Source organism: Pseudoalteromonas sp. SR41-8 (genome assembly GCF_014163915.1).
GTDB classification, from domain to species: Bacteria; Pseudomonadota; Gammaproteobacteria; order Enterobacterales; family Alteromonadaceae; genus Pseudoalteromonas; species Pseudoalteromonas rhizosphaerae.
The window spans coordinates 30985-53932 of sequence record NZ_JACJEE010000012.1 but is presented as its reverse complement, the minus strand read 5'-3'; the positions used below and the strand labels follow the sequence as shown (position 1 = coordinate 53932).

The 22948-nt window shown below is 40.3% G+C and carries 20 protein-coding genes; 5 read left to right on the top strand and 15 right to left on the bottom strand.

Annotated features, from left to right (window positions below; all coding sequences use genetic code 11):
* Positions 1-192 precede the first annotated feature (192 nt).
* Positions 193-1464 carry an O-acetylhomoserine aminocarboxypropyltransferase/cysteine synthase family protein gene (locus tag H5162_RS10125; RefSeq protein WP_182758275.1) on the top strand — a complete coding sequence of 424 codons (1272 nt, stop codon included), beginning with the start codon at positions 193-195 and terminating at the stop codon, positions 1462-1464.
* Positions 1465-1615: 151 nt separating this feature from the next.
* Positions 1616-2275, top strand: coding sequence for an NADPH-dependent FMN reductase (locus tag H5162_RS10120; RefSeq protein ID WP_182731606.1), 660 nt, complete (start codon positions 1616-1618; stop codon positions 2273-2275).
* A 4-nt stretch (positions 2276-2279) separates the two neighbouring features.
* Here the strand turns inward: H5162_RS10120 and H5162_RS10115 are convergent, their stop codons facing one another.
* The 14 genes from H5162_RS10115 to hisG all read right to left on the bottom strand — a co-directional run bounded on the left by H5162_RS10115 (position 2280) and on the right by hisG (position 16205).
* Positions 2280-2468, bottom strand: a complete 189-nt coding sequence (locus H5162_RS10115) for a DUF1289 domain-containing protein (RefSeq protein ID WP_149980198.1) — start codon at positions 2466-2468, stop codon at positions 2280-2282.
* Positions 2469-2521: 53 nt separating this feature from the next.
* Positions 2522-3034 (bottom strand): hypothetical protein, encoded by a 513-nt coding sequence (locus H5162_RS10110; protein ID WP_145235753.1) that lies wholly within the window; start codon positions 3032-3034, stop codon positions 2522-2524.
* A 184-nt stretch (positions 3035-3218) separates the two neighbouring features.
* A complete protein-coding gene (locus tag H5162_RS10105; RefSeq protein WP_182731608.1) occupies positions 3219-3956 on the bottom strand; it encodes a hypothetical protein in 738 nt (245 codons plus the stop codon).
* Positions 3957-4275: 319 nt separating this feature from the next.
* On the bottom strand, positions 4276-5733 hold the full coding sequence (locus tag H5162_RS10100) for an aerolysin family beta-barrel pore-forming toxin (protein ID WP_182778418.1): 1458 nt from the start codon (positions 5731-5733) through the stop codon (positions 4276-4278).
* Between the two features lie 201 nt (positions 5734-5934).
* Positions 5935-6816 carry a LysR family transcriptional regulator gene (locus H5162_RS10095; RefSeq protein WP_182734173.1) on the bottom strand — a complete coding sequence of 294 codons (882 nt, stop codon included), beginning with the start codon at positions 6814-6816 and terminating at the stop codon, positions 5935-5937.
* Between the two features lie 815 nt (positions 6817-7631).
* Complete coding sequence (locus H5162_RS10090; protein WP_182778416.1) at positions 7632-8903, bottom strand: IS4 family transposase; 1272 nt, start codon at positions 8901-8903, stop codon at positions 7632-7634.
* Positions 8904-9140: 237 nt separating this feature from the next.
* Positions 9141-9755 (bottom strand): bifunctional phosphoribosyl-AMP cyclohydrolase/phosphoribosyl-ATP diphosphatase HisIE, encoded by a 615-nt coding sequence (gene hisIE, locus H5162_RS10085; protein ID WP_182734175.1) that lies wholly within the window; start codon positions 9753-9755, stop codon positions 9141-9143.
* Positions 9746-10525 carry an imidazole glycerol phosphate synthase subunit HisF gene (gene hisF / locus H5162_RS10080; protein ID WP_182732287.1) on the bottom strand — a complete coding sequence of 260 codons (780 nt, stop codon included), beginning with the start codon at positions 10523-10525 and terminating at the stop codon, positions 9746-9748. The genes hisIE and hisF overlap by 10 nt, the downstream gene beginning before the upstream one ends.
* A complete protein-coding gene (locus tag H5162_RS10075; protein ID WP_182734177.1) occupies positions 10507-11241 on the bottom strand; it encodes a 1-(5-phosphoribosyl)-5-[(5-phosphoribosylamino)methylideneamino] imidazole-4-carboxamide isomerase in 735 nt (244 codons plus the stop codon). Before H5162_RS10075 ends, hisF begins: the two co-directional genes overlap by 19 nt.
* Positions 11242-11279: 38 nt before the next feature.
* Positions 11280-11870 (bottom strand): imidazole glycerol phosphate synthase subunit HisH, encoded by a 591-nt coding sequence (hisH, locus tag H5162_RS10070; RefSeq protein WP_182760407.1) that lies wholly within the window; start codon positions 11868-11870, stop codon positions 11280-11282.
* Positions 11867-12928, bottom strand: coding sequence for a bifunctional histidinol-phosphatase/imidazoleglycerol-phosphate dehydratase HisB (hisB, locus tag H5162_RS10065; RefSeq protein WP_145235732.1), 1062 nt, complete (start codon positions 12926-12928; stop codon positions 11867-11869). The genes hisH and hisB overlap by 4 nt, the downstream gene beginning before the upstream one ends.
* Positions 12925-14010, bottom strand: coding sequence for a histidinol-phosphate transaminase (hisC, locus tag H5162_RS10060; RefSeq protein WP_182778414.1), 1086 nt, complete (start codon positions 14008-14010; stop codon positions 12925-12927). Before hisC ends, hisB begins: the two co-directional genes overlap by 4 nt.
* Entirely contained in the window at positions 14000-15301 is a 1302-nt protein-coding gene (hisD, locus tag H5162_RS10055; RefSeq protein ID WP_149980206.1) for a histidinol dehydrogenase, read from the bottom strand. Before hisD ends, hisC begins: the two co-directional genes overlap by 11 nt.
* 4 nt (positions 15302-15305) lie before the next feature.
* Positions 15306-16205 carry an ATP phosphoribosyltransferase gene (hisG, locus tag H5162_RS10050; RefSeq protein ID WP_145235723.1) on the bottom strand — a complete coding sequence of 300 codons (900 nt, stop codon included), beginning with the start codon at positions 16203-16205 and terminating at the stop codon, positions 15306-15308.
* 361 nt (positions 16206-16566) lie between these two features.
* Here hisG and H5162_RS10045 point away from each other — a divergent pair, with 361 nt between their 5' ends.
* Positions 16567-16800 (top strand): hypothetical protein, encoded by a 234-nt coding sequence (locus H5162_RS10045; protein ID WP_149980207.1) that lies wholly within the window; start codon positions 16567-16569, stop codon positions 16798-16800.
* Between the two features lie 87 nt (positions 16801-16887).
* Here the strand turns inward: H5162_RS10045 and H5162_RS10040 are convergent, their stop codons facing one another.
* Entirely contained in the window at positions 16888-18168 is a 1281-nt protein-coding gene (locus tag H5162_RS10040; protein ID WP_145235717.1) for a sodium:proton antiporter, read from the bottom strand.
* Between the two features lie 585 nt (positions 18169-18753).
* Here H5162_RS10040 and H5162_RS10035 point away from each other — a divergent pair.
* Both H5162_RS10035 and H5162_RS10030 read left to right on the top strand, forming a co-directional pair.
* Complete coding sequence (locus H5162_RS10035; protein ID WP_182778412.1) at positions 18754-20940, top strand: pre-peptidase C-terminal domain-containing protein; 2187 nt, start codon at positions 18754-18756, stop codon at positions 20938-20940.
* A gap of 90 nt (positions 20941-21030) precedes the next feature.
* Complete coding sequence (locus tag H5162_RS10030; RefSeq protein WP_182778410.1) at positions 21031-22896, top strand: M28 family metallopeptidase; 1866 nt, start codon at positions 21031-21033, stop codon at positions 22894-22896.
* Positions 22897-22948: the final 52 nt, after the last annotated feature.

The following is a 22948-nucleotide window of genomic DNA, read 5'->3' as shown; positions in this document are numbered from 1 at the left end:
ACCATAATAAACAGCTATGTCCACTTTCTTAAGAAAAGCAGGTGTTCGTTTAAGGTGGAACGAACTAACATAATTCGCTCTTAGCAGAATTTAACTTAAATCTAATTACTTCAACATCCTTTAATATATTTCATGTGCACTTTGTGAGCGATAAATGCTAGCTTAAGGGTAACCCTATTGAAGGAAATAATTATGAAACTTGAGTCTTTAGCGCTGCATCACGGTTATGAATCTGAACCTACAACTAAATCGGCGGCGGTGCCGATTTATAATACCTCATCGTATACGTTTGATAATACTCAACATGGTGCTGATTTATTTGATTTAAAAGTACCTGGGAATATTTATACCCGCATTATGAATCCGACCAATGCGGTGCTTGAACAGCGTATTGCGGCCATGGAAGGGGGCATTGGTGCGCTTGCTGTGGCCTCTGGTATGGCGGCCATCACTTACGCAATTCAATGTTTGTGTGAAGTGGGCACTAATATTGTCAGTACCAGCCAAGTGTATGGTGGTACTTATAACTTATTTGCCCATAGTCTACCTCGCCAAGGTATTGAAGCGCGGATGATTAAAGCGGATGACTTTGCCGGTTTTGAAAACGCGATTGATGAGAATACCCGCGCGGTTTTTTGTGAGTCGATTGGTAACCCTGCAGGGAATATTGTTGATATCGCTCGATTAGCTAAAATAGCCCATAGCAAAGGCGTGCCGCTGATTGTAGATAACACAGTGGCAACGCCCTATTTATGCCGGCCATTTGAGTTGGGTGCCGATATTGTGGTGCATTCGCTTACTAAATATATTAACGGTCATGGTACTGCTATAGGCGGCATGATTGTTGATTCGGGTAAGTTTGACTGGAAAGCCAATGCCACTCGTTTTGCGATGATGAATGAGCCTGATCCGTCGTATCATAATGTGGTTTATACCGATGCTTTTGCTGAAGCGGCGTTTATTGGTCGCTGCCGCGTTGTTCCACTTAGAAATACCGGTGCGGCACTTGCGCCTAAAAACGCCTCTGACATTTTAATTGGTCTTGAAACTTTAGGGCTAAGAATGCAGCGCCACTGTGAAAACGCGCAACAGCTTGCTGAATACCTAGATAATCACCCTAAGGTGCTTTGGGTTAATTACGCGGGGTTAGCGTCAAGTCCCTATAACGCAATGAGTAAAACAACCACTAGTGGCAAAGCGTCTGGTATTTTAAGCTTTGGGATAGCGGGTGGCCTTGAAGCTGGCACTCGCTTTATTGATGCACTCAATATGATTTTACGTTTAGTAAATATTGGTGATGCAAAGTCATTGGCTTGCCACCCAGCATCAACCACGCATCGACAATTAAATGATGAAGAATTGGCGAACGCAGGGGTTAGCCGCGATTTAATTCGTTTATCAGTGGGTATTGAAAACATCGACGATATCATTGCTGATGTAAGCCAAGCGCTCGATAAAGCTTAGTAATGTTAGCTACAGGGGTAAAGCGTGATCCACATTAATGTTTAAACATGCATTTTATGTTTTGCTTGTAAGGTAGGTTTTATTTATGACCTACCGCACAAATCTACGTTTATATTCGTATGTTGATTTAAATAAAATGGAGTGCCAGTACATGAAACTATTAATTTTTTTAGGTTCAGTTCGAAAAAGTTCGCCACCTAAGCCGGCACGTCTCGGTGAAAGAGTTGCCAAGGCATGCCAACGCTGTTTGCTTGAGCAATACAATGATCACGATATTGAACTGATAGATCCGCTAGACTATGAGCTGGACCCTATATTCAAACCGCACTTTGCTTATTCACAAGCCGAGGTGCCTAAAAAACTCGATGACCTAGCGGAAAAAATTAAAGCCTGTGATGGTTTTATTATGGTCAGCCCTGAGTACAATCATTCAATGAGTCCAGCATTGGCTAATCTATTAAACCATTTTGGTAGCTCTTTATTTGCTTACAAACCCAGCGTTATTGTTACGTATTCTGCGGGGCAGTGGGGTGGCGTTCGTGCCGCTGTTGGGATGCGCAGTTTTTTAAGTGAACTTGGGTGTTTGCCGGTGTCGGCTATGATCCATGTGCCAAAAGCACAGGATGTATTTATTGAAAGTGGTGAAACAAACAATGAGGCAGAGCAAGCATCATGGCGCGAATATTTTTCGCGGTCGTTTAATCAGTTACTGTGGTGGGCTGAGGCAGCAAGTAAGCAACGCGAGCAGGTTGACCCTAAGCAATTAATTAAAGACTTTAAACGCGACCCGTCGCAACGCAATGCACCGTAATAAGCTATGGGGTATTAGCATCCTCTCTAGGAGTATCTAAAATAGCTTGTTTCTCTTGGTCTGATAAAATGATCCAATCAAATATTTCGTCGCTAGTTCGGCCGCAGCCGCTGCAATAGCCTTTGAGGCGGTGGCATTTCCCAATGCAGTCGGTTTTTAATAGCGATGAACTTTTTTGGGGTGTTGAATTCATAAATCCTTAGCCAAGCAGGCCAACATTTGCTGACCTGTTTTATGGTTTTAATGCTATTTATTTGCTACCGATTTACCTACTTCAAATGAGGTAGACCAAGGCGTCGAGCGAGATAATGTTTTTCCGGTATGAATTGAAATAGCTGGGTTTTTTTCATCAAGTACAAAGGTAGTGCGTAATGAATCAGCAGATTCTTTTTGTTGTTCGTGCCAGTTATTTTGCGCTAAACAAGCTCGGGTGAAATCAACAGCCTTTTGATGAATGGCCACCGCTTGCGTTTGTTCTTGGTAATTATCTTGGCAACGATAAGTCACTGTATCGGCATCCAAAGCACTGATTTGGCATGCTTCACCAACGAGATTGTATTTAGCTGTCCAAGTTTCTGCGTACTTTGTATTCACGCGGGTGCGCTTTAACACTTCAAAACGTGAGTCGTAGGCGGCTAATAAACCATTGATTTTTTCACAAGGCGTGAGGTTATCAATACTTGCTTTTTGCTCTGTTGTTAAGCTGCTACAACCCGATAAAATAAGGCCTGTTAATAATACCGATAAATACTTTTTCATAGTGGACTATCCTTTTATGATAGCTAATCCTTCGTAGTTGCTTAAAGGATACCTAAGGGCTTGAAAAAATGCCATTAAAGACGTGAAAATAAAATTATTGCATGACTTATATCAAACGTTTTAGCGCAATTTTTTAAATTTTTTTGCCCCAAAACTAAGTATTTCTTTAAGCAAACGCAGCCACTTATAGATTTTGAATAGGCACATTTTTTATTGTAACGCTACCTGAACCATCAGCAAGTAAAGTAAAATCGCCTGCTTTGTTAACATAAATACCACCAGATCCATCGGTTACTGTTACTTTGCCGACAATGTTTTGCACATCGATATTACCCGACCCATCATGAATGATTACATCACCTTGAGTGTTTGCCAGTTCAATACTGCCAGAGCCGTCATGGATGTTTACACTGTCAGTAATATTGCTCGCAGTGATTGCGCCTGAGCCATCTTCAATGGTTAATTGACCCGAAATATTATTGATTATAATTGCGCCAGAACCATCATGAATGCTAGTAGCAGCTGCATTTTCAATCGAGATCTCGCCTGATCCATCGGTAATATCAAGTAAGAATGTTGCTGGTAGCGACACCGTTAGATCTATGCGCGTATGATCTTCACTGTGGTTATCACAATTATTCGCAGTTAATTTTGCTGTGTTGCCACTATTATCTAAAGTAAGGCAGTAGTTGTCATGCGCTTCATATTGATAAATTTCAGCCTTTACCGTCACAGTGTCGGTATTACTGCCTACGATATGTAAAAAACCCGAACCGGCTTCAACATTTAATGCTGATAGTGATTGAGCATCAAGGGTAAGCTTTTTTGTGTCTTGTAGCGTCATCTCGTTATTCCAAGCCAAAGCTTGAGCTGATAGCAGTGCAGCGCCAATCAGAGTCACTCGTGTGAATGCGTTAATCATTATTATTCCCTTTCATTTTTTTGCTGTTTTAAGTTTAGTCGCATAGAGCGACTAAAAAGGTTTAAAGAGGGGGAATTATTTTTAGTCGCTAAAAATAATAAGACAATAATAAATGTTTTTGTAAACCCAACCCACTGTTATTGTATGATTTTATGGTGATTCACTTTTCATGACGAGAGCAAAAAAATGCCTGGTTTGACTAGGTATTAACCTCTTACTATCACTTAAATGCTCAGTGCTTAAGGCTTGGTTTACTTTTTGAATTAAGTAATACATAGCTGGGATCTTACTTTACTAAGAGCCCAGCATTTTAGTTTATTTATAAATCAATCATTTCAATGTTAACAACGACATTTTTAAAACCAGCGTCTTCTAGTTCTTGTTTGAGCTTGTCAGCACTGGAGTAATCTACATGAGAAGTACTGGGCTTAACGCGTAGGTTACTTGGCAGCGGAGTTTCATCGCCAAAATATACATTACCAGCAAATTGGCTTTGTGCATAAAAGTGACCCGTTAACGTGGTTTTTTTAGGCCTCAAAATATGACTTAAATGATATTGCATTGTTGATAAGCTGGTTTGTTCTATCATCCATGGCCAATCCCATTTTTTATTTTCACCTGGTATGTATCTATGCTCCCATTGGTAAGGGATGCTTTTTTCTTGTCCAGCCCAGCGGCCAATAACAAAACTTGCATTTTCGGTCGGTCTATTTTCAGGGTGACTTAACAAAGCATTGCCGCCCCAGCGCATAAAGCCATTTATTGATACGTTGTAGGTAATATCAGCATCAAACTCATAAGGGTAAGATATCGAGGATTTAAATAAATCAACTTTAGCGTTTACGCTAGTATTGGCAGGAATATTTGTTCTAGCTTGAACAGCAACACGCTGGCTTTCTGAGCCGCCATTACTTGTTCCCCATGCTTGACCTGCAGAAATAGTGACCGAAAGCGAGGTGTCTGAACCTCCTGTAACAGAAGGAGACTTCCATGTGTTTGCTAAGGTAACCGATTCAGAAATACTATAGTCATTTGTTTTTGACCAATTAGTTGATGCATCATATTCTATGGTAACTACTGACATTTGATCTACGGAGGTGTCGTTAATAGCAGGTACTGTGAGCGTTTTAACAAGCTCTTTATCAGCCGATACAATGTCGCCAGTTATTCTATATGATTCGATATCCATGACATATTCGAAGTTAGATACAGTGATTGCCGTTTTTTCGCCGCACCGATATCCAGAACAACTCCCGCCGTTGTAACCTTGAATTGTCCAGCCTGAACCTGATTTAGTTACCTCCATATCTTCACCAACGTAATTAGATCGATTACCGCCTACCCATGCAAAGCCCATATAATGTGCAAGGTATGAAAGAGGTTTAATAAACGATTCTTTTTGGTTAACTAAATCCCATTCTATTTGGCTTTGGCTACCAGGTGCAATTTTAAGGGCGCTTAGTGATGGAATTTCATTGACTGGATTTTTAGGGTAACACCACGAATTAGAGGCAGAACCTCGTTTTATCTCCCCTGCATATCCAGAGCCCATAATTACCCAACCATCAGCCAATCCTGTTATTTGCCATTTGCCCATTTTATTAACAATGTCGCTTCTGTAAATCTGTGCTTCAGAGTGAGTTATTAAGCGATTGTTTGTGGAGCAAACACCCATCCCTAAATTTTCATATTCTAGTTGGTCTGGGTAAATTACGGTGGTGTTGGCACTTGCAGCACTGCTTAACCCAAATAGTAAGAGTGGTAATGTTTTTTTCATATAGTTATGTCCTTTAAAAGTTAGATATAGTCTAGGTCCATTTATTAATTTAAACGTATATAGCGTTGGACCAATTTTGATTTTAAATATCTACAAACTTATTAATAGGGGCATAAATGAAAGTTGATTTTTCAAAAATATTAGTTGCTTTAGCAGCCATAAATTAATTTTTTAGCGTTCAAATAACAAAAAATAATAGTGTTATATCTTTAATCCGTTCAGTGAGTGCTCTAAGAAATCAATTAAATAACGTGTGCTTTTTGGGATTAATTTATCAGGCCAAATTAAGTTAATATCGCGTTTTATTGGCTTTAAGTGTGCTAATACCTCAACTAAGCTACTGTCTTTAATATGAGGTAACAAACAATATTTAGGGCCATAATAAACACCTCTTCCTTCAATAGCTGCTAAGGCACACATTTCTATGTCGTTAGAGATAAAGTTGGGTTGAGGTTTAAAAATAATCTTTTCGTTATTATTCGATCTAAAAGACCAGTTTTCGAAAGGTGAGCAGGATATGTGGGGTAATTTAGCTAAATCGTTTAGGTTAGTAGGGCCGCCATAATTTTCGATTAAACTTGCAGAGCAGGCTAAAACAAAACTCATTTGATTGATTACTTTACCTATATTTTGCGAACTTTCTAACTGTCCTATTCTGATTGCGAGGTCAAATTCAGTTTTTTTTAAGTCCAAACGTTCGTCAGATAGCATCATATGAATTTTAATATTTGGATATAATGCAATGAATTGATTTATAACACCTGAAAAATACACACTTTTTATAAAATTTTGTGGCGCTACAAGCTTTATTGTACTTACTTTATGTTCACTAGTACTTTTAAAGTTACTTAGAATGCTTTGTAAACCTTCAACATGAATAAGGCATTGACTATAAAAGTTCTTTCCTGGTTCTGTTAATCGCAAACAGCCTTTTTCACGATAAAATAATGCTAAAGATAAATCTTCTTCTAATTTCTTTATTCTTCTTTGTAAGGTTGGTAAAGGAATATTTAACTTCACAGATGCTTCATGAAATGTTTTATATTGATTAGTCTTAATAAAAAGTGCGACGATATCAAGCAAGATAAATCTCCTGTAAAAATTGAATAGCAGTGATAAACTGATTGTTATATTACCAGTGTTAATTTTTACAAATTAGATCATTTATTTAACATACGCAATAGTACTTTTTATAGCAACAACTATATTTAAGCCGAAATTAAACATGTTGGAATGCCATTAACATTAACGCTGTTTTAGCTAACAAAAATAAAATGGCATCCATCTTATAATTTGTATTGTATCAAATTACTTACTAATTGCTTTAGCGCAATAAATGAACCGATTTTGACATTGCTACAACAAGAAAGTCATATAAGTATGGCTAAGAAAAAGTCGAAAAATAAATGCTAAAGCAACAGTTATCCCCTTATATAGTTATATAAAGCTATAGATTCGTTAAAGAAGTGTTTTAATTAAATTGAGCTAAGTAACCTAAGCATTGGAGAATAAAGCTACCTGCGGTCGCAGAGTCAAGTGATTATTTGAATTTTCAACAAACACTGAGGTAAAGTAATACAGCGTGTTAATTTTATAATGTCTTGTTTTAAAGCTTAAAATGGGTGTGTTTTTAGTACTTTGCGAGACAAAAATACCAAACTATGCGATGACCATAACATTAGGACGTGTTGACCTTTCGTGTTTTATTTTGCAGCAGTATGTTTGATATTCAGGCAAGGCAGAGCCTATGTAGTGTGGTTGTTCCCCATAAATAGGAAATAACGCAGTATAAATGCCAATCATGCGCTGCCCGAAGGGTTCTATCTAGGGGCAATTAACCATTTGTTACTTACTTGAATGTCATAGGTAGGTACTTAAGAAAAATATTAAGTACAGCCTTAAAAATTTGGCTCTACCCCATACTGAAATACTCCTGTTTTTCGATCGCGTTTGGGGTGCGCCCTAGCTGCATTTTTCCTCAGAAAGTCAAATGCTCCATTAACTGCATTTAACAATCCTTTCCTATGCTTCCTAATAATCGCTGTTAATATGCCAATCCACCAACCCCCCGTTGTTTTTGCTACTGTCATTGTAGACATTTCAGTTTTGAATATCTTTTCAATACAGCCAGTTAAAAACCTTTTAAGCGTGGTTACTATTAAACTTACATAAATTAGCGCCTCTTGTAAGGTTGCGTTTGATGTTTGAAAGCCGCGTAAATTATTATAAGACTTACACTCCTTAAAAAGTAATTCAACCTGCCAGCGTAACCTATATAATTTGCCTATTTCAGTCGCTGTAAATTCATCAATAGATAAATTAGTGACTAAAAATGTATATTGTTTTTCTTTTTTTGACCAATACCCAACGACTCTTGTTAGCTTGTTTTTTATGCTAACATTCATATCAATAAGATCATTTTTAGGTAATTCGGGGAGCAACTCACATAACTTTGGGGAATGACTTCCTGTTAATTCCTGTCCATTTTGCTTAAAAGCATTATGTACTCTGACTGCTTTTAATCCCTTCGCTCTTAATATGTAAAATCCTCCTGCTTTATCTAATTCATGAATATAACTACCTGAATAATATCCTCTATCAGCAAGTAACAACTGTCCTGTCAACTCTTTAAATTTTGGAAGTTCTTCACGTTCAGAGTAACTGTCTGGTGTTATACCTGCTTTTTCAAAGCAACCTTGCGTTAAATTTAAAGTAGCATGCAATTCAATAGCTGCTGGACACGTATTTGAAAATCGCCCAGGAAAAACATCTTTTAAAGAACGATGAAGCATAATAGAGCTACCGTCCTGAATTAAAATATTCTCAAACTTGAACAAATCTTTTTTCGTGTACTTAAGCGCATCATTTATCCAACAATTAAAAACTCTATTTGTTACCTCTCGCATTAGTTCAGCTAGTTCAGGTTTAACTAACTGGTTATGAAAAGGCTTATACTTAATAGACTGCCCTGTTAGCTGATTATAAACTCTTAATATTTCGGATAAATAGATCGTTTTTTTATCCCCAAGCGCAGCAACAAGACTAACAACCATATGAAATGCCGTAATATTTCTTTCTCTTTTAGTAAATGCTACTTGTTTACCAAGTCGGTTCAGTTTTTTTTCACTTAGGATACTTTTTAACTTATTAATAAAAATGTTAGCATTCATTTGAAGCTCTTTTCTTGATTCTGTGGTTTGTGTGGTAACAACCATTTGATCATGAATTGAGCTTCAACTCAATTTCTTAAGATCTTACCTATGACTTGAATGTAAGTAACGGGCGTGAGGCGGATGATCCTCTGCACTAAAACTGGACATGGCACTAAGCAATGTTTTTGAATTCATTCCTTAAGTATATTTAAAAAGCGCTAAGTATAACTCAGCGCTTAATTAGTATTTTAATAGTTACTTATGTCTTCCTTGCAAACACGCTACTACGTCTTGTAGCTCTAGACCTTGGCGCTGTAGCAATACGATTAAGTGATATATCAAATCAGCGGATTCATTTGTTAGCTCTTCGTTATCATGTTTCATTGCAGCTAAAGCGACCTCAACGCCTTCTTCACCCACTTTTTGACAACTGCGGCTTAAATCTTTAGCAAACAAAGAGGCGGTGTAGCTTTTTTCAGGGTCGTCGTTTTTACGCGATACAATCACTTGCTCAAGCTGCGCTAAGAAGCTTAGGCTTGGTTTTGCAGCATCACCAAAACAACTTTGTGTGCCTAAATGACAAGTTGGCCCAAGTGGGTTAGCCAGCACTAAAATAGAGTCATAGTCGCAATCAGTATGAACAGACACCACTTCTAAGTAATTCTCAGAGGTTTCGCCTTTGGTCCATAAACGGTTTTTTGAACGCGAGTAAAACGTCACTTTTTGCTTTTCAAAGGTGACTTCCAGCGATTCTTGATTCATAAAGCCTTGCATTAAAATAACCCCAGTACGGGCATCTTGCACGATGGCAGGGATCAATTCGCTTTTAGTAAAATCAACTTGGGTAAGGTTTTGTTTGGTTAGTTGCATAGTCGCGCCGCCACTTGGTTATCTATTAAATATTGTTTTAATTCGCCGATATTGATCACATTTTTGTGAAATACGCTGGCTGCCAGTGCGCCATCAACGTGGCTTTGTTTAAATACATCGACAAAATCTTGCATGGTGCCAGCACCGCCTGAGGCGATAAGTGGAATATCACACAAAGCACGCATTTTAGACAGCTGCTGGTTATCGTAGCCATTACGTACGCCATCTTGGTTCATGCAGTTGAGTACGATTTCGCCTGCGCCTAAGTCTTGCACGCGTTTTACCCACTCTTCGGTTTTATAACGGGTGCGACTTGACGCATTAGGATCGCCAGTAAGCTGATACACTAAATATTCGCCAGTTACTTCATCGTAAAAGCTATCAATGCCGACAACGACACATTGTTTGCCAAACTCATCATGTAGTTCTTTGATAAGCTCAGGACGGGCAATAGCAGGGCTGTTTATACTGATTTTATCAGCGCCGCGTTCTAATACGCGCGCTGCATCAGCCACTGATTTAATACCACCTGCAACACAAAATGGAATATCAATATGACGTGCTATGCTCTCTACCCAGTTTACATCGAGAAGGCGTTTTTCAACACTGGCGCTAATTTCATAAAATACCAGTTCGTCAGCACCGGCTTCGCTATACGCTTTAGCCATTGTTAATATGTCGCCAACCACTTCGTGGCCTTTAAATTTAACGCCTTTGACTACTTGGCCGTCTTTAACGTCTAAACACGGGATTATGCGCTTTGATAACATGCCAACGCCTCCTCTACATTAAATGCGCCATCAAGCAGTGACTTACCTAAAATAACACCGCCTACGCCAAGCTCTTTGAGCTTTTTAATGTCATCAAGCGAGCTTACACCCCCAGACGCTTGTACTTTAATATTGCTGTTGTGTTTTATTAAGTCTTCATACAATGCAAACGAAGGACCAGTCATGGTGCCGTCTTTACTGATGTCCGTGCATAGAAAGTCAATTACACCCAGTGCTACATAAAAATCTACTAATTCAAATAAGCCGAATTCTGATTCACTTAACCAACCGTGAGTGGCAGGGGCCCAGCCATTATCGGCTTTATTAACGTCGAGGGCGATAACAAAGTGCTTGGCACCGAATTTTTCAATCCAGTTTTTTACTTCATCGCGTTTTTCAACCGCCATAGAGCCAATTACTACTTGGTTAGCACCGGCTTTAAGCCAGTCGCTTACGTCTTGTTCTGTCCGAATACCGCCACCAACTTGATACGGTACGTTTAGTGCTTTGGTGGCTGCTTGAATGTGTTGCCATTGTTTTTTATTAGGATCGCGTGCGCCTTCTAAATCAACAAGGTGTAATTTACCTGCGCCGCTTTGTGCGTACTCTTGTAAGCGCGCACCAAGCTCAAACGGGTAAAACTGTGCGGTATCGTATTTACCTTGATATAAGCGCACAATTTGATTTTGTAATACATCTAATGCTGGAATAATCACTTGAATTCTCTTTATTAATTTGTGTTGATACGCTTTATTTATAGCTGCCAGTCTAAAAAGTTCTGCAATAACTGAGTGCCGACTTTAGCGCTACGTTCAGGGTGAAATTGCATACCCGCGTAGTTATCGTTGGCAACAATCGCTGAGAAGGTTTGCCCGTATTCGCCACTAACCAATGTTGCATCATTCACGGTATGAGCAAAACTATGCACAAAATATACTTGCTTGTTTGCATTAAGGCCTTTGGTTAAAGCATGTTCACGATTAACGGTGAGGTTATTCCAACCCATGTGCGGAGACGTTAAACTACCCACATCAAGTGCTTTAACGTGCCCAGGTATTTTGCCAAGGCATTGCACATTACCTTCTTCAGTGCTTTCGCACAGTAACTGCATGCCTAAACAAATTCCCATCAGAGGGCGTTGGTATTCATTGATTGCCTGTTGCCAACCGCCTTCTACCAAGCGCTTCATAGCAACAGATGCATGGCCAACACCTGGTAAAATGGCGCGTTCAAAGTTTTTAAGTTGCTCTGGCGAGGTGATCACTTCTGGCGTTTGCCCTAAGCGCTCAAAAGCAAAGCGTACAGAGTTTATGTTGGCACAACCGGTGTTAATTATGGCAATCATAAACACCCCTTAGAGCTTGCTGTTTGTTGGCTGGCGTCAGCGGCAATGGCCATACGTAAAGCGCGAGAAAACGCTTTAAATAAACCTTCAACTTGGTGATGACAGTTACCGTCGCTAACCGACAATATTAAGCTGATCGCTGCATTGTCGCTTAAGCTTTTGAAAAAGTGTTCAACCATTTGTACGTCTAAATCACCGGCTTTTTCACGGCTAAAGTTAGCGTTTAATACAAACGAAGCACGACCTGACAAGTCAATTTGTGCCTCTGCTTTGCATTCATCCATCGGTAGGGCAAAACCATAGCGAGCAATTTGTGATTTAGTACCAAGGGCTTGTTTAAGCGCTAAACCAAGGGCAATGCCGATATCTTCAACAAGGTGGTGCTCGTCAATGTGCAAGTCGCCGCTGGCTTGAATATCAAGGCCAATATTGGCATGGGTGCGAATTTGATCAAGCATGTGATCAAAAAAGCCTAGGCCAGTGCTGATCTCGCCATTTTTACTTTGATCTAAATTGAGTTTTACATCAATTTGCGTTTCTTTAGTGTTGCGAGTCACGCGGCCTTGTCGATCAGCGGTGGTAAGTTTAGTGACAATTGCATTCCAATCACCGTCATACAAAATACCTTCACAACACAAGTTTTGTGCAAGGCCAATATCTGTTTGGCGATCGCCAATCACAAATGAGCGTGCTAAATCGACTTTACCTGAGCGCATTAACTCGGTAAGCAACCCTGTTTTTGGCTTACGACAATCACAATTTTGCTCATTAAAGTGTGGGCAAATTAATACGTCGTCAAATTTAATGCCTTGGCTTGATAAAATAGCCATCATCTTATCTTGGGCAATATCAAAATCAGCCGTTGGAAAGCTGTCAGTGCCTAAGCCATCTTGGTTTGACACCATCACTAAACGATAGCCTGCGCCTTGTAATTGCAAAAGAGCAGGGATCACGTTTGGTAAAAACGCTAACTTTTCAAGACTGTCTACTTGCTTGTCGGTGATTGGCTCTTCAATAATAGTGCCATCACGGTCGATAAATAAATACGGGTTGCTCATGATACTTCCTGCTCTTTAAAAGTGGCTGATTGGCTTAGGCCATCTAACCATATTTTTACTTGTTCTAGTTCTTGCTCACTGCCGATTGAAATACGTAGCCAATCGTTTTCGCCGTATAAAGTAAAAGCACGCATAACTAAGCCTTGCTCAAGTGCGATATTAAAGCTGTTTTTATCGGCGAGCTTTAGGGTGACAAAGTTTCCTTCGCCACTGAGCACTTGTAATACGGCAGGGGAGGCTTCGAGCCACAGCTTTAGCTTTGCCCTTAGTGCATTTAAAATACTTACTTGGCGACGCATTGAAGTAATGGCATCTGGGCTGAGTGCATTTGCAGCAATGCTTGCCACTACCGTTGATACCGGATACGGTGCAATCACTTTACGGATTGGCGCTAGTACTGACGATTGGGCAAGAGTAAAGCCTGTACGCAGGCCTGCTAACGCAAATGCTTTAGAGAGCGTTCTAAGTACTACTATGTTGGCAAATTCGTTGATGAGTTTGCTTGCACTTTGCTCTGGGCAAAATTCAATATAAGCTTCATCCACAACGACCAGTGCTTTATCGGCAAGTGCTGTTGCAATAGCCTTTATTTTTTCAAGCGGTGTTAAGCTGCCTGTTGGGTTATTTGGATTACAAATAAACACTAATTTGCTATTACCAACAGCGTTGATTATTTCATCAACAGTACCATTGAGTAATAATGCTTGGCTTAAGCCATTTATTGCTACGTTGTGAGTGTCGGCGGTGACTTTGTACATGCCGTACGTAGGTAAAAATAAAGCAACCGAATCTTGCTCTGGTTGGCAATAGGTGCGTACCAGTAGCTCAATACCTTCATCCGCACCACGGGTCATAAGTACTTGTTCAGCAGTGAGTCCTGCGTAATCAGCATAGCGGTTAATAACATTCATAGGCTGCGGATCAGGGTAGCGATTTAAATCATTAATGCTGATATCGATACTTTTAACATACGGGCTTTCATTTGCATTAAGCCACGTTGTGCCGGTTAGTTTCTCACTTTTTGCCGAGCTATATGCTGCTAATGCATCAATATTGGCCGGTAATAAAGGATTATTGCTCATTGTTCATCGCCTCTAAACGCACCTTAACGGCATTTGCGTGGGCATCAAGTCCTTCTGCATCAGCCAATGGTAAAATTGCTTTTGATAAGTTTTTTAAACCATTTTGAGTAATGGTTTGTACGGTATAAGTGCGAAAAAAATCAAGTAAATTTAAGCTTGAATAAGTGGCACTGTAGCCATAGGTTGGTAATACGTGATTAGTACCAGAGGCATAATCACCAGCAGATTCTGGCGTGTAGTCACCCACAAATACAGATCCTGCATTTTTAACTTTGTTTAAATACGGGTTGGCATCAGCCAGTTGCAGTATTAAGTGTTCAGGGCCGTATTGTGCTGATACAGCAAATGCTTGCTCGATTGAATCAACCAAAATAAGCGATGAATTAGCCAATGCTTTTGCGGCAATATCTTGACGCGATAGTTTGGCTAATTGGCGTTCAATAGCTTGCTCGGTGCGGGCAATCATACGTTCACTGTTACACAGTAAAATTACTTGCGAATCAGCGCCGTGCTCAGCTTGAGATAATAAATCAGCGGCAATAAATTCAGGGTTTGCGCGTTCATCGGCAATCACTAACACTTCAGATGGGCCCGCAGGCATATCGATCGCCATGCCTGGAATGGTCTGAGCTACTAGTTGTTTAGCCATAGTCACAAAACTGTTACCCGGGCCAAAAATTTTATTCACCTTGGGCACTGAGTCTGTACCATAAGCCATTGCGGCGATTGCACCTGCGCCGCCACTTTCTACGATTGTTTTGATACCGCATAGTTTAGCCGCATATAAAATTGCTGGGTTTATCGGTAAATCACCTTGCACCGGTGTTGCTAACACTACGGTTGTCGCACCACTTAGCTGCGCCAGTACACCTTGCATGATCACTGATGAAGGCAATGGCGCACTGCCACCTGGCACATATATTCCAACAGCTTCAATGGCTTGGTATTTTAGTTCACATAACACACCGGGCTGAGTCGACAATTTAATATCTTTGGGTAGCTGTGCTTGGTGAAAACGTTTTACATTAGCGTAGGCTGTGTCTATCGCGTATTTAAGCTCAGCGCTTAACTGCTGCTCAGCGGCATTGATCTCACTTTGCGGCACTAATAAGCGCGGATTTTCGCGGTTATCATATTGCTTAGCCATGTCGAGTAAGGCTGTGTCGCCTTGCTCTTTTACGTTTGCCATAATTGCTTGGCAAATAGCTTCTACTTCCACACTTGCACTAACAGCAGGGCGCATTAGCGCCGCTGCTTGTGCATCTTTGGAAACCTCATTCCAGCGCAACATTGATCTACTCCATCATTTTTTCAATTGGCATAACGAGGATAGAGTTGGCGCCTAGCGCTTTTAATTGCTCCATTGTTTCCCAAAATAATGTTTCACTGCTCACCATGTGCAGGGCTACGTACTCATCAGAGCCAGCAAGAGCTAATACCGTTGGTTGGCCAGAGCCTGGTAAAATATCGCAAATTTCATCCAGTTTATCTTTTGGCGCGTGCAGCATGATGTATTTGCTTTCTTTGGCTTGTCTCACGCCGCGTAAGCGTGGCATAAGTTTGTTGATAAGCGCTAGTTTGTCAGCATCTTGTAAATCTTTATTTTGGATAAGGCAGGCGTTTGATTCTAAAATAGTATCGCCTTGCATAAGGCCGTTGGCTTCAAGTGTGGCACCGGTAGATACTAAATCACAAATTGCATCAGCAAGTCCTGCACGTGGTGCGACTTCTACAGATCCAGTCAGCATTACTGTGCTGGCATTTATGCCTTCACGCTTTAAGTATTGAGTTAAGATTTCAGGGTAGGTGGTAGCAATGCGTTTGCCTTCAAACCAGCTTTTATCTTGCTTGCCAAGTTCTGACGGCCATGCAAGTGCAAGGCGACAGTAGCCAAAATCAAGTTTAGACAGTTTAGTTACTTCACTTGGTACGCCTTGGCGCTGGCGCTCAGCTTGTACTTCAACGAGTACGTTTTCGCCTACTATGCCTAAATCACACACGCCGTCCATTACCAGACCGGGTATATCGTCATCGCGCACACGTAGTACGTCAATCGGCATATTGGTTGAGTGGGCAATCAAACGTTGCTCACGCAAGTTAAGTTTAACACCTAGCTGTTTTAGTAAGTCTTGGCAATCTTTAGAAAGGCGGCCACCTTTTTGGATGGCGATACGTAGACGGTTGCTATTACTCATTATTCATTTTTCCTTTAATTTAAAAACTAAAAACCCCGAGGGAACCTCAGGGCGAAAAATGAATCATTGTATGTTGACTCGCCAGAGGTTCCTTTTAGGAATAACCTCTCAGCGAAAGACCTGACAGGTTATTCCGGTGAATGGTGGTGATGATGTACTGTTGTCAGGTTTAAGCGCATTATAATATATCCTAAATAACTTTCGTTTTATCATTGCTTCATGTAAACAAAAGTGTTTAATCTGTTTAAGTAAATTTCACATATAGAAAAACACATTTGTGGGGAAGCTGGCAAGTTTTTTTTGCATAAATTAAAGAATAAGCTATAACGGCCGATGATAAGAGTAACCAAAGGAGGAACGTATGGATATTATGATCCCTTATTTAGGGCAGATCACTCGTTTGCAACTTGAGTCGAAAGGCGCTTTTCATATTGCGGGGCTAAAAGATTCGAACGCGCAGCGAATTGAACGTGAAAAGCGGCAAAAACGTCAGTTGGAGCGCAAAGAACTACTGCCTAAAGAAAAGCTTGAAACAGCTAAGAAAGAGCGCAAAACAGACGAGGAAGACGAAACCCATTTAGACACATGGGCGTAATATTTATAGGATCTTATGCATAGGAAATGCATAACTAATTCTAGCACCGTAAGCATTAGCTCGCGGCGCCAGAAGTAAGTTTAAATGTTAGTTTTGTTGTTTGGCACTAATGCTACTGTGAATTAACGGCGAAATAGTGAGCCCTTGCACAATAATCGAAAATATCACCACAACGTAGGTAACAATAACAAGCAGGTTATGTAAATCAGAGCCGCCCACAAATACTTGATCACGAGGAATTGCCGCAGCCATTGCTAAAGCAAGGCCACCGCGCAGGCCGCCCCAGGTTAAAATTTTAACTGAGTGTTTGTCGTATTTTCTAAATTTCTTAAATACCACAAACGGTGCGCCAACACTGATAAAGCGAGCAAGTAATACTACAGGCACCATTAGTAGTCCTAAACCAATTTCAGCTAGGCTGATGGGCATAGTGACAATTAGCATACCGATAATCAAAAACAACAACGCATTTAAAAAGCTATCGGTGGCGTGCCAAAAGTCTTTTACGTAGCGAGTGTCTTCAGGCCCGGTGCGCTCTGTCGCTTTAGTACGGGTTATATTACCTAACAATATACCGCTAGTTACCATCGCCAGTGCGCCAGATATTTCCCATATATTGGCAGCGGCGAATCCTGCTGTCGGTATAGTTAAGGTTAGTAACAAGCGAATATTTACATCACGACTGTTGATGATCAGATAATGACCCACTAACGCAATCACTAAACCAAATGCAATCCCTCCCAGTGCGTCGACAAAGAATAGCTCTGCAATGCCTGCTGCACTGGCTTCAGTGTCGAGAAAAGCCACGGCAAAAATAGTGGTAAAAATAACTAAACCAATACCGTCATTAAATAATGATTCACCTTCAACTTGCACAGAAATGCCTTCAGGGGCACGCATTTGTTTAATAATTGCAAGCACTGCAATTGGATCGGTTGGACTTATTAATGCACCAAACAATAAACAATAGATAAAAGGCACCGCAAAGCCTAACGCGGCAAATAAGTAAAAGCTTAAAAAGCCAATGATAAAGGTGGAGGCTAAGGTCGAAAATAACACCAGTACGGTAATTTCAAAACGTTGTTTTTTGAGTGCCGCAAGGTTAATTTCCAGTGCGCCTGCAAACAGTAAAAAGCCGAGCATGCCTTTGAGTAATAATTGATTAAAATCGATACTTGAGACTATTTGTGTAATCTCCAGTGCGGTTGAATCGCCCAATAATTTTACCGCGAGTATTAATAACAATGAAATCACTACTGAGCCAGTTGTTATGGCAATAGTGGTTTGCATTTTGAGGATATACTGGTTAGCAAATGCGATAAAAATCGCTAATGCAGATAAAAAACAAATGAGGTACCAAGCATTCATTGTTTGACCTTAAATAATATATTGGAATGAGCAAAAGGGAATGTACTTTCGCGCGGGTATGTTACTCCTGAGACTTTGAAATGTCACCGCGACAATGCTGATAATTACACTTTTAAGAGGCGTTTTTGCTACTCAGGTAGCAACAACGAAATTAATTGATGGTTTTGTTTGAGACTTTATCGACATTACTGCTTTTAAACCGCAATAGCTTCTTTGCTAATCGTCAATATTTGCAGTTTGCTATCTACATATATAGCTCTGTTGTCAATCAACATAATCACTGCAGTTATAGGTCTGAGCAGAAATGACATTTAATACATTACCAATAATAAAGACAAATGAAATGCAAGTAAATGTTAATTTTATGTATCCATATATTTACATTTGCTGGGTTTCTTTTGTTTTTTAATTAACAATTTAAGGTTAAGTCATTGTTTTAGAGTGTTTCAGCTTTCGCATTTGTTAATTTTTTGTTTAATTTTCAATTTCAGTAAAAACAGTCTAGGCTGAATCTGAATCGGGAACGGGTAGTGCCGGTTTAATACAAAAATATTAAATAAATAACAATTTAAATGGAGCGTAAACGTGAATTTATCTAAAATCACATTAGCAACTCTTGCTGCTTTTGCGGTAACGCAAGTATCAAGTGCAGTAGCTGCAAATAAACAATATCTGAATGAGCAAGCAGCCCTAACTACAGCTTTGCAAAATAGTGCGTCATCGGTACTTATGGCAAGCCCAATCCAGTTAGTTGGTTTGGATGCAGGTAATGAGTTAGTCGTATTAAAAGAAGTAAAAAGTAATAATGGTGATACGACTCGGCGTTATCAACAACAGTATCAAGGATTACCAGTCATTGGTGATACTGTGAGTTTAACGTTTGATAATAATGGCCAATTAAAACGCGCTCATGGTGCTGCTGTATATGATATTAGTAGCGATATAAGCTCAGTGATGCCAAAACTCAGTAAAAAAATGGCTATTACACAGGGGTTAAAAAACTCCCCCGCAGCGGCTAAATCAGTAAGCCTTAAAAAACACAATGAACAATCGCGTTTAGCGATTTGGCTTGATGCGCAACATGTCGCACATTTAGTGTATGAAGTATCGTATGTTACTTATGGTGCTAATCCTTCTCGACCTTATCAGATCATTGATGCGAATTCTGGTGAGGTTTTGCATAGCTTTGATAACCTTCAACATGCCAATGCTACAGGCCCTGGTGGAAATTTAAAAACAGGAAAGTACATTTACGGAACTGATTTTAGTAGTTTAGATGTGTCGCAATCAGGCAACACTTGCACCATGAATAACGCAAATGTTAAAACCATTAATTTAAATGGTGGCACCAGTGGCTCTTCAGCGTATTCCTTTACTTGCCCCGAAAACACCTTTAAGGAAATAAATGGCGCTTATTCGCCATTAAATGACGCGCACTACTTTGGTAATGTCATTTTTAATATGTATAACGACTGGATTGGTTCTCCTCCGCTGTCTTTTCAATTGCAAATGCGTGTTCATTACGGCAGTAATTATGAAAATGCTTTTTGGGACGGATCAGCAATGACTTTTGGTGATGGTCAAAATACCTTTTATCCATTAGTTAGTTTAGATGTTTCTGCTCATGAAGTTAGCCATGGTTTTACTGAGCAAAATTCAGGGCTTGTATACAGTGGGAAATCGGGCGGCTTGAATGAAGCGTTTTCTGATATGGCTGGTGAAGCTGCCGAGTTTTATATGCTAGGCACTAATGATTGGTTAGTTGGCCAAGAAATTTTCAAAGGCAATGGTGCATTGCGTTACATGAATAACCCGACCCAAGATGGTAGTTCAATTGATAACCAATCGAGTTATTATTCTGGGATGGATGTACATTACAGCTCCGGTGTATTTAATAAAGCATTCTATAACTTAGCAACTAAAGCTGGTTGGGATACTAGAAAAGCTTTTGAGGTTATGGCGCGTGCAAACCAATTATATTGGACCGCTAGTACCAATTGGGACTTGGCAGGGAATGGCGTAATGGATGCGGCATGTGATTTAGATTACAGCCCAGGTGATGTACAAAGCGCACTTGCGGCAGTGGGTGTAACGTCAAATTTAAGCCCTGGCAGTAGTTGTGGAGGAGTAGAGCCACCAATTGACGAGCCACTTAGCAATGGCGTGCCACGCACTGGGATCAGTGGTACAGAAAAACAGCAACTGTTCTTTACCTTAGAAGTACCAGCTAATGCCACTAATTTGCAGTTTAATACGGTAGGTGGCAGTGGTGATGCGGACTTGTATGTAAAATTTGCGCAAAGACCAACACTAAATAGTTTTGACTGTAACAGCACGACTTCAACCAGCACTGAAAGCTGTGCTATCAGCAATGTTCAAGCAGGTACTTACTATGTAATGGTTGAAGCCTGGAACCAAATATCGGGCGTTTCACTCACGGGGAGTTTTGATGGCGGTGATACGGGTAGTACACCAATAAACCGTACTGAAACCAATGTAAGTGTTAGCTCAGGTGGTTGGACTCGTTTTAGTCAAGAACTAAGCGCAGGTTATTCAACATTGAATGTCGCTATAGCGGGTGGTTCTGGTGATGCAGACTTGTATGTTAATTTTGGCTCGCCATCATCAACATCGTCTTATCAATGTCGACCATATAAAAATGGTAACAACGAAAGTTGCGAAATTACTGCTCCACAAGCGGGCACTTGGTATATTGATTTACAAGGCTACAGCGCGGCAAGTGACGTAACGTTAACAATAACGGCTAACTAATCCCTCACCTAAGGGAGCATTCGCTCCCTTTTTTCCCCTTATATTTTCAGAGTCTGAATTTGGGTAAACACAGAAAAAAAGGAAACTGTTATGAATATCTTTGCACCAAGCGTCCTGCTTGGCACTGTGTCATTATTGGTAAGTCAGCTGGTAATAGCACAAGAGCCTGACAGTATTTGGGTAAGTATTGACCCTGTAGCAGCTAAACATTACAAATTAAACCAAACAGCTCATAAACACAGTACAGAGCTCCTCGCTCCACAAGCATCCAGCTTATCTTCTGTTGATTTTATGCGTATTAAACAGGCTGAAGTGGCTAATTTAAGTGAATTTATGCACGACAATTACCATCGTTGCGGTGGCTTTGTAGCACATGAATCATTGCTTGAGGCGCAGCTTTATACTGAGCAATTAGCTAAAGTACAGAATCAGTCAATCAACAGTTTGGCTATTAACTACACAATAGATAATGCGCAAACGGTACAGACACTGATCAATAACATTAGTCCTAATGATCTAACCAATACCGTTAATTCGTTGAGTGCTTTTAATAATCGCTATTACTCAGTACAAAGTGGAGTTGATGCATCTCAATGGTTAAAAGATTATTGGCAACAGTTAGCGAGCAACCGCGCTGATATTAGTGTTGATTACTTTAGCCATAGTTGGTCGCAATCATCTGTAATTGTGACTATTCAAGGCAGCGAAAAAGCGGATGAAATAGTAATTGTTGGCGGTCATTTAGATTCAATTAATCAATCAAATCCTAGTAATGGTAGAGCGCCCGGTGCGGATGATAATGCCTCCGGTATTGCGGTCTTGTCAGAAGTGCTTCGGGCAATCGTAGATAATAACTATCAACCACAAAGAACAATCCAAATTATGGGTTTTGCAGCTGAAGAAGTAGGGCTGCGAGGTTCAAAAGCGATTGCAACGGCGTATAAATCACAGGGCAAAAATGTGGTAGGTATGGTGCAATTTGATATGACCGGTAATCATGGCAGTAGCGATGATATTGTGATGATGACAGATTATACTAACAGCGGCCAAAATCAGTTTTTGGGACAATTGATCGACACTTATTTACCCACCCTAAGTTATGGTTTTGATCAGTGTGGATATGGCTGTTCAGATCATGCTTCGTGGTATCAGCAGGGCTTTGCCGCCTCAATGCCATTTGAGTCGCGCATGGCTGATATTAACCCGCTAATCCATACTGCAAACGACAGTAATTTTGATGCTGATCATGCGAGTAAATTTGCCAAACTTGCGGTGAGCTACTTAGCTGAACTGGCTAAAAATGCCGGCTATGAAGTACCACCCACTGACAATGAACTGGAAAATGGTGTCACAGTGTCTGGAATTAATGCGCTTGCTAAAGAGCAAGTTTTTTATACCTTAGCAGTCCCTGCAGGAAGTAGTAATTTAAACTTTACTACAGCAGGTGGCAGTGGCGATGCTGATCTATACGTTAAGTTTGGCGCATCGCCTACTTTACAAGACTTTGACTGTAACAGCACTAATTCAAGCAGTAATGAAGCATGCGCTATTAGTAATATACAATCAGGTACATATCATGTCATGGTTGAAGCATGGAGCGCTATTACCGGTGTTTCCTTAACGGGTAGTTATGATGGTGACAATAATGTACCGACACCGATTAATCGTACCGAGACGAATGTCAGTGTGGCAACAGGAGGTTGGACTCGCTTTAGTCAAAATATCAGTGCGGGTTACGCGTCGTTAAATATTTCTATTTTAGGTGGTAGCGGGGATGCTGATCTGTATGTGAATTTCGGTTCGCCGTCATCAACGTCAACATATCAATGTCGACCTTATAAAAATGGTAATAATGAAAGCTGTACTATTAGCAATCCCCAAGCTGGTGCTTGGTATATTGATTTACAAGGTTATACTGCGGCAAGTGGTATTACTTTAACGATCAACGCACAATAATAACAATAGCAAAGGGGCATTGCTCCTTTGCTATTTGCTTTGCGTATTCACT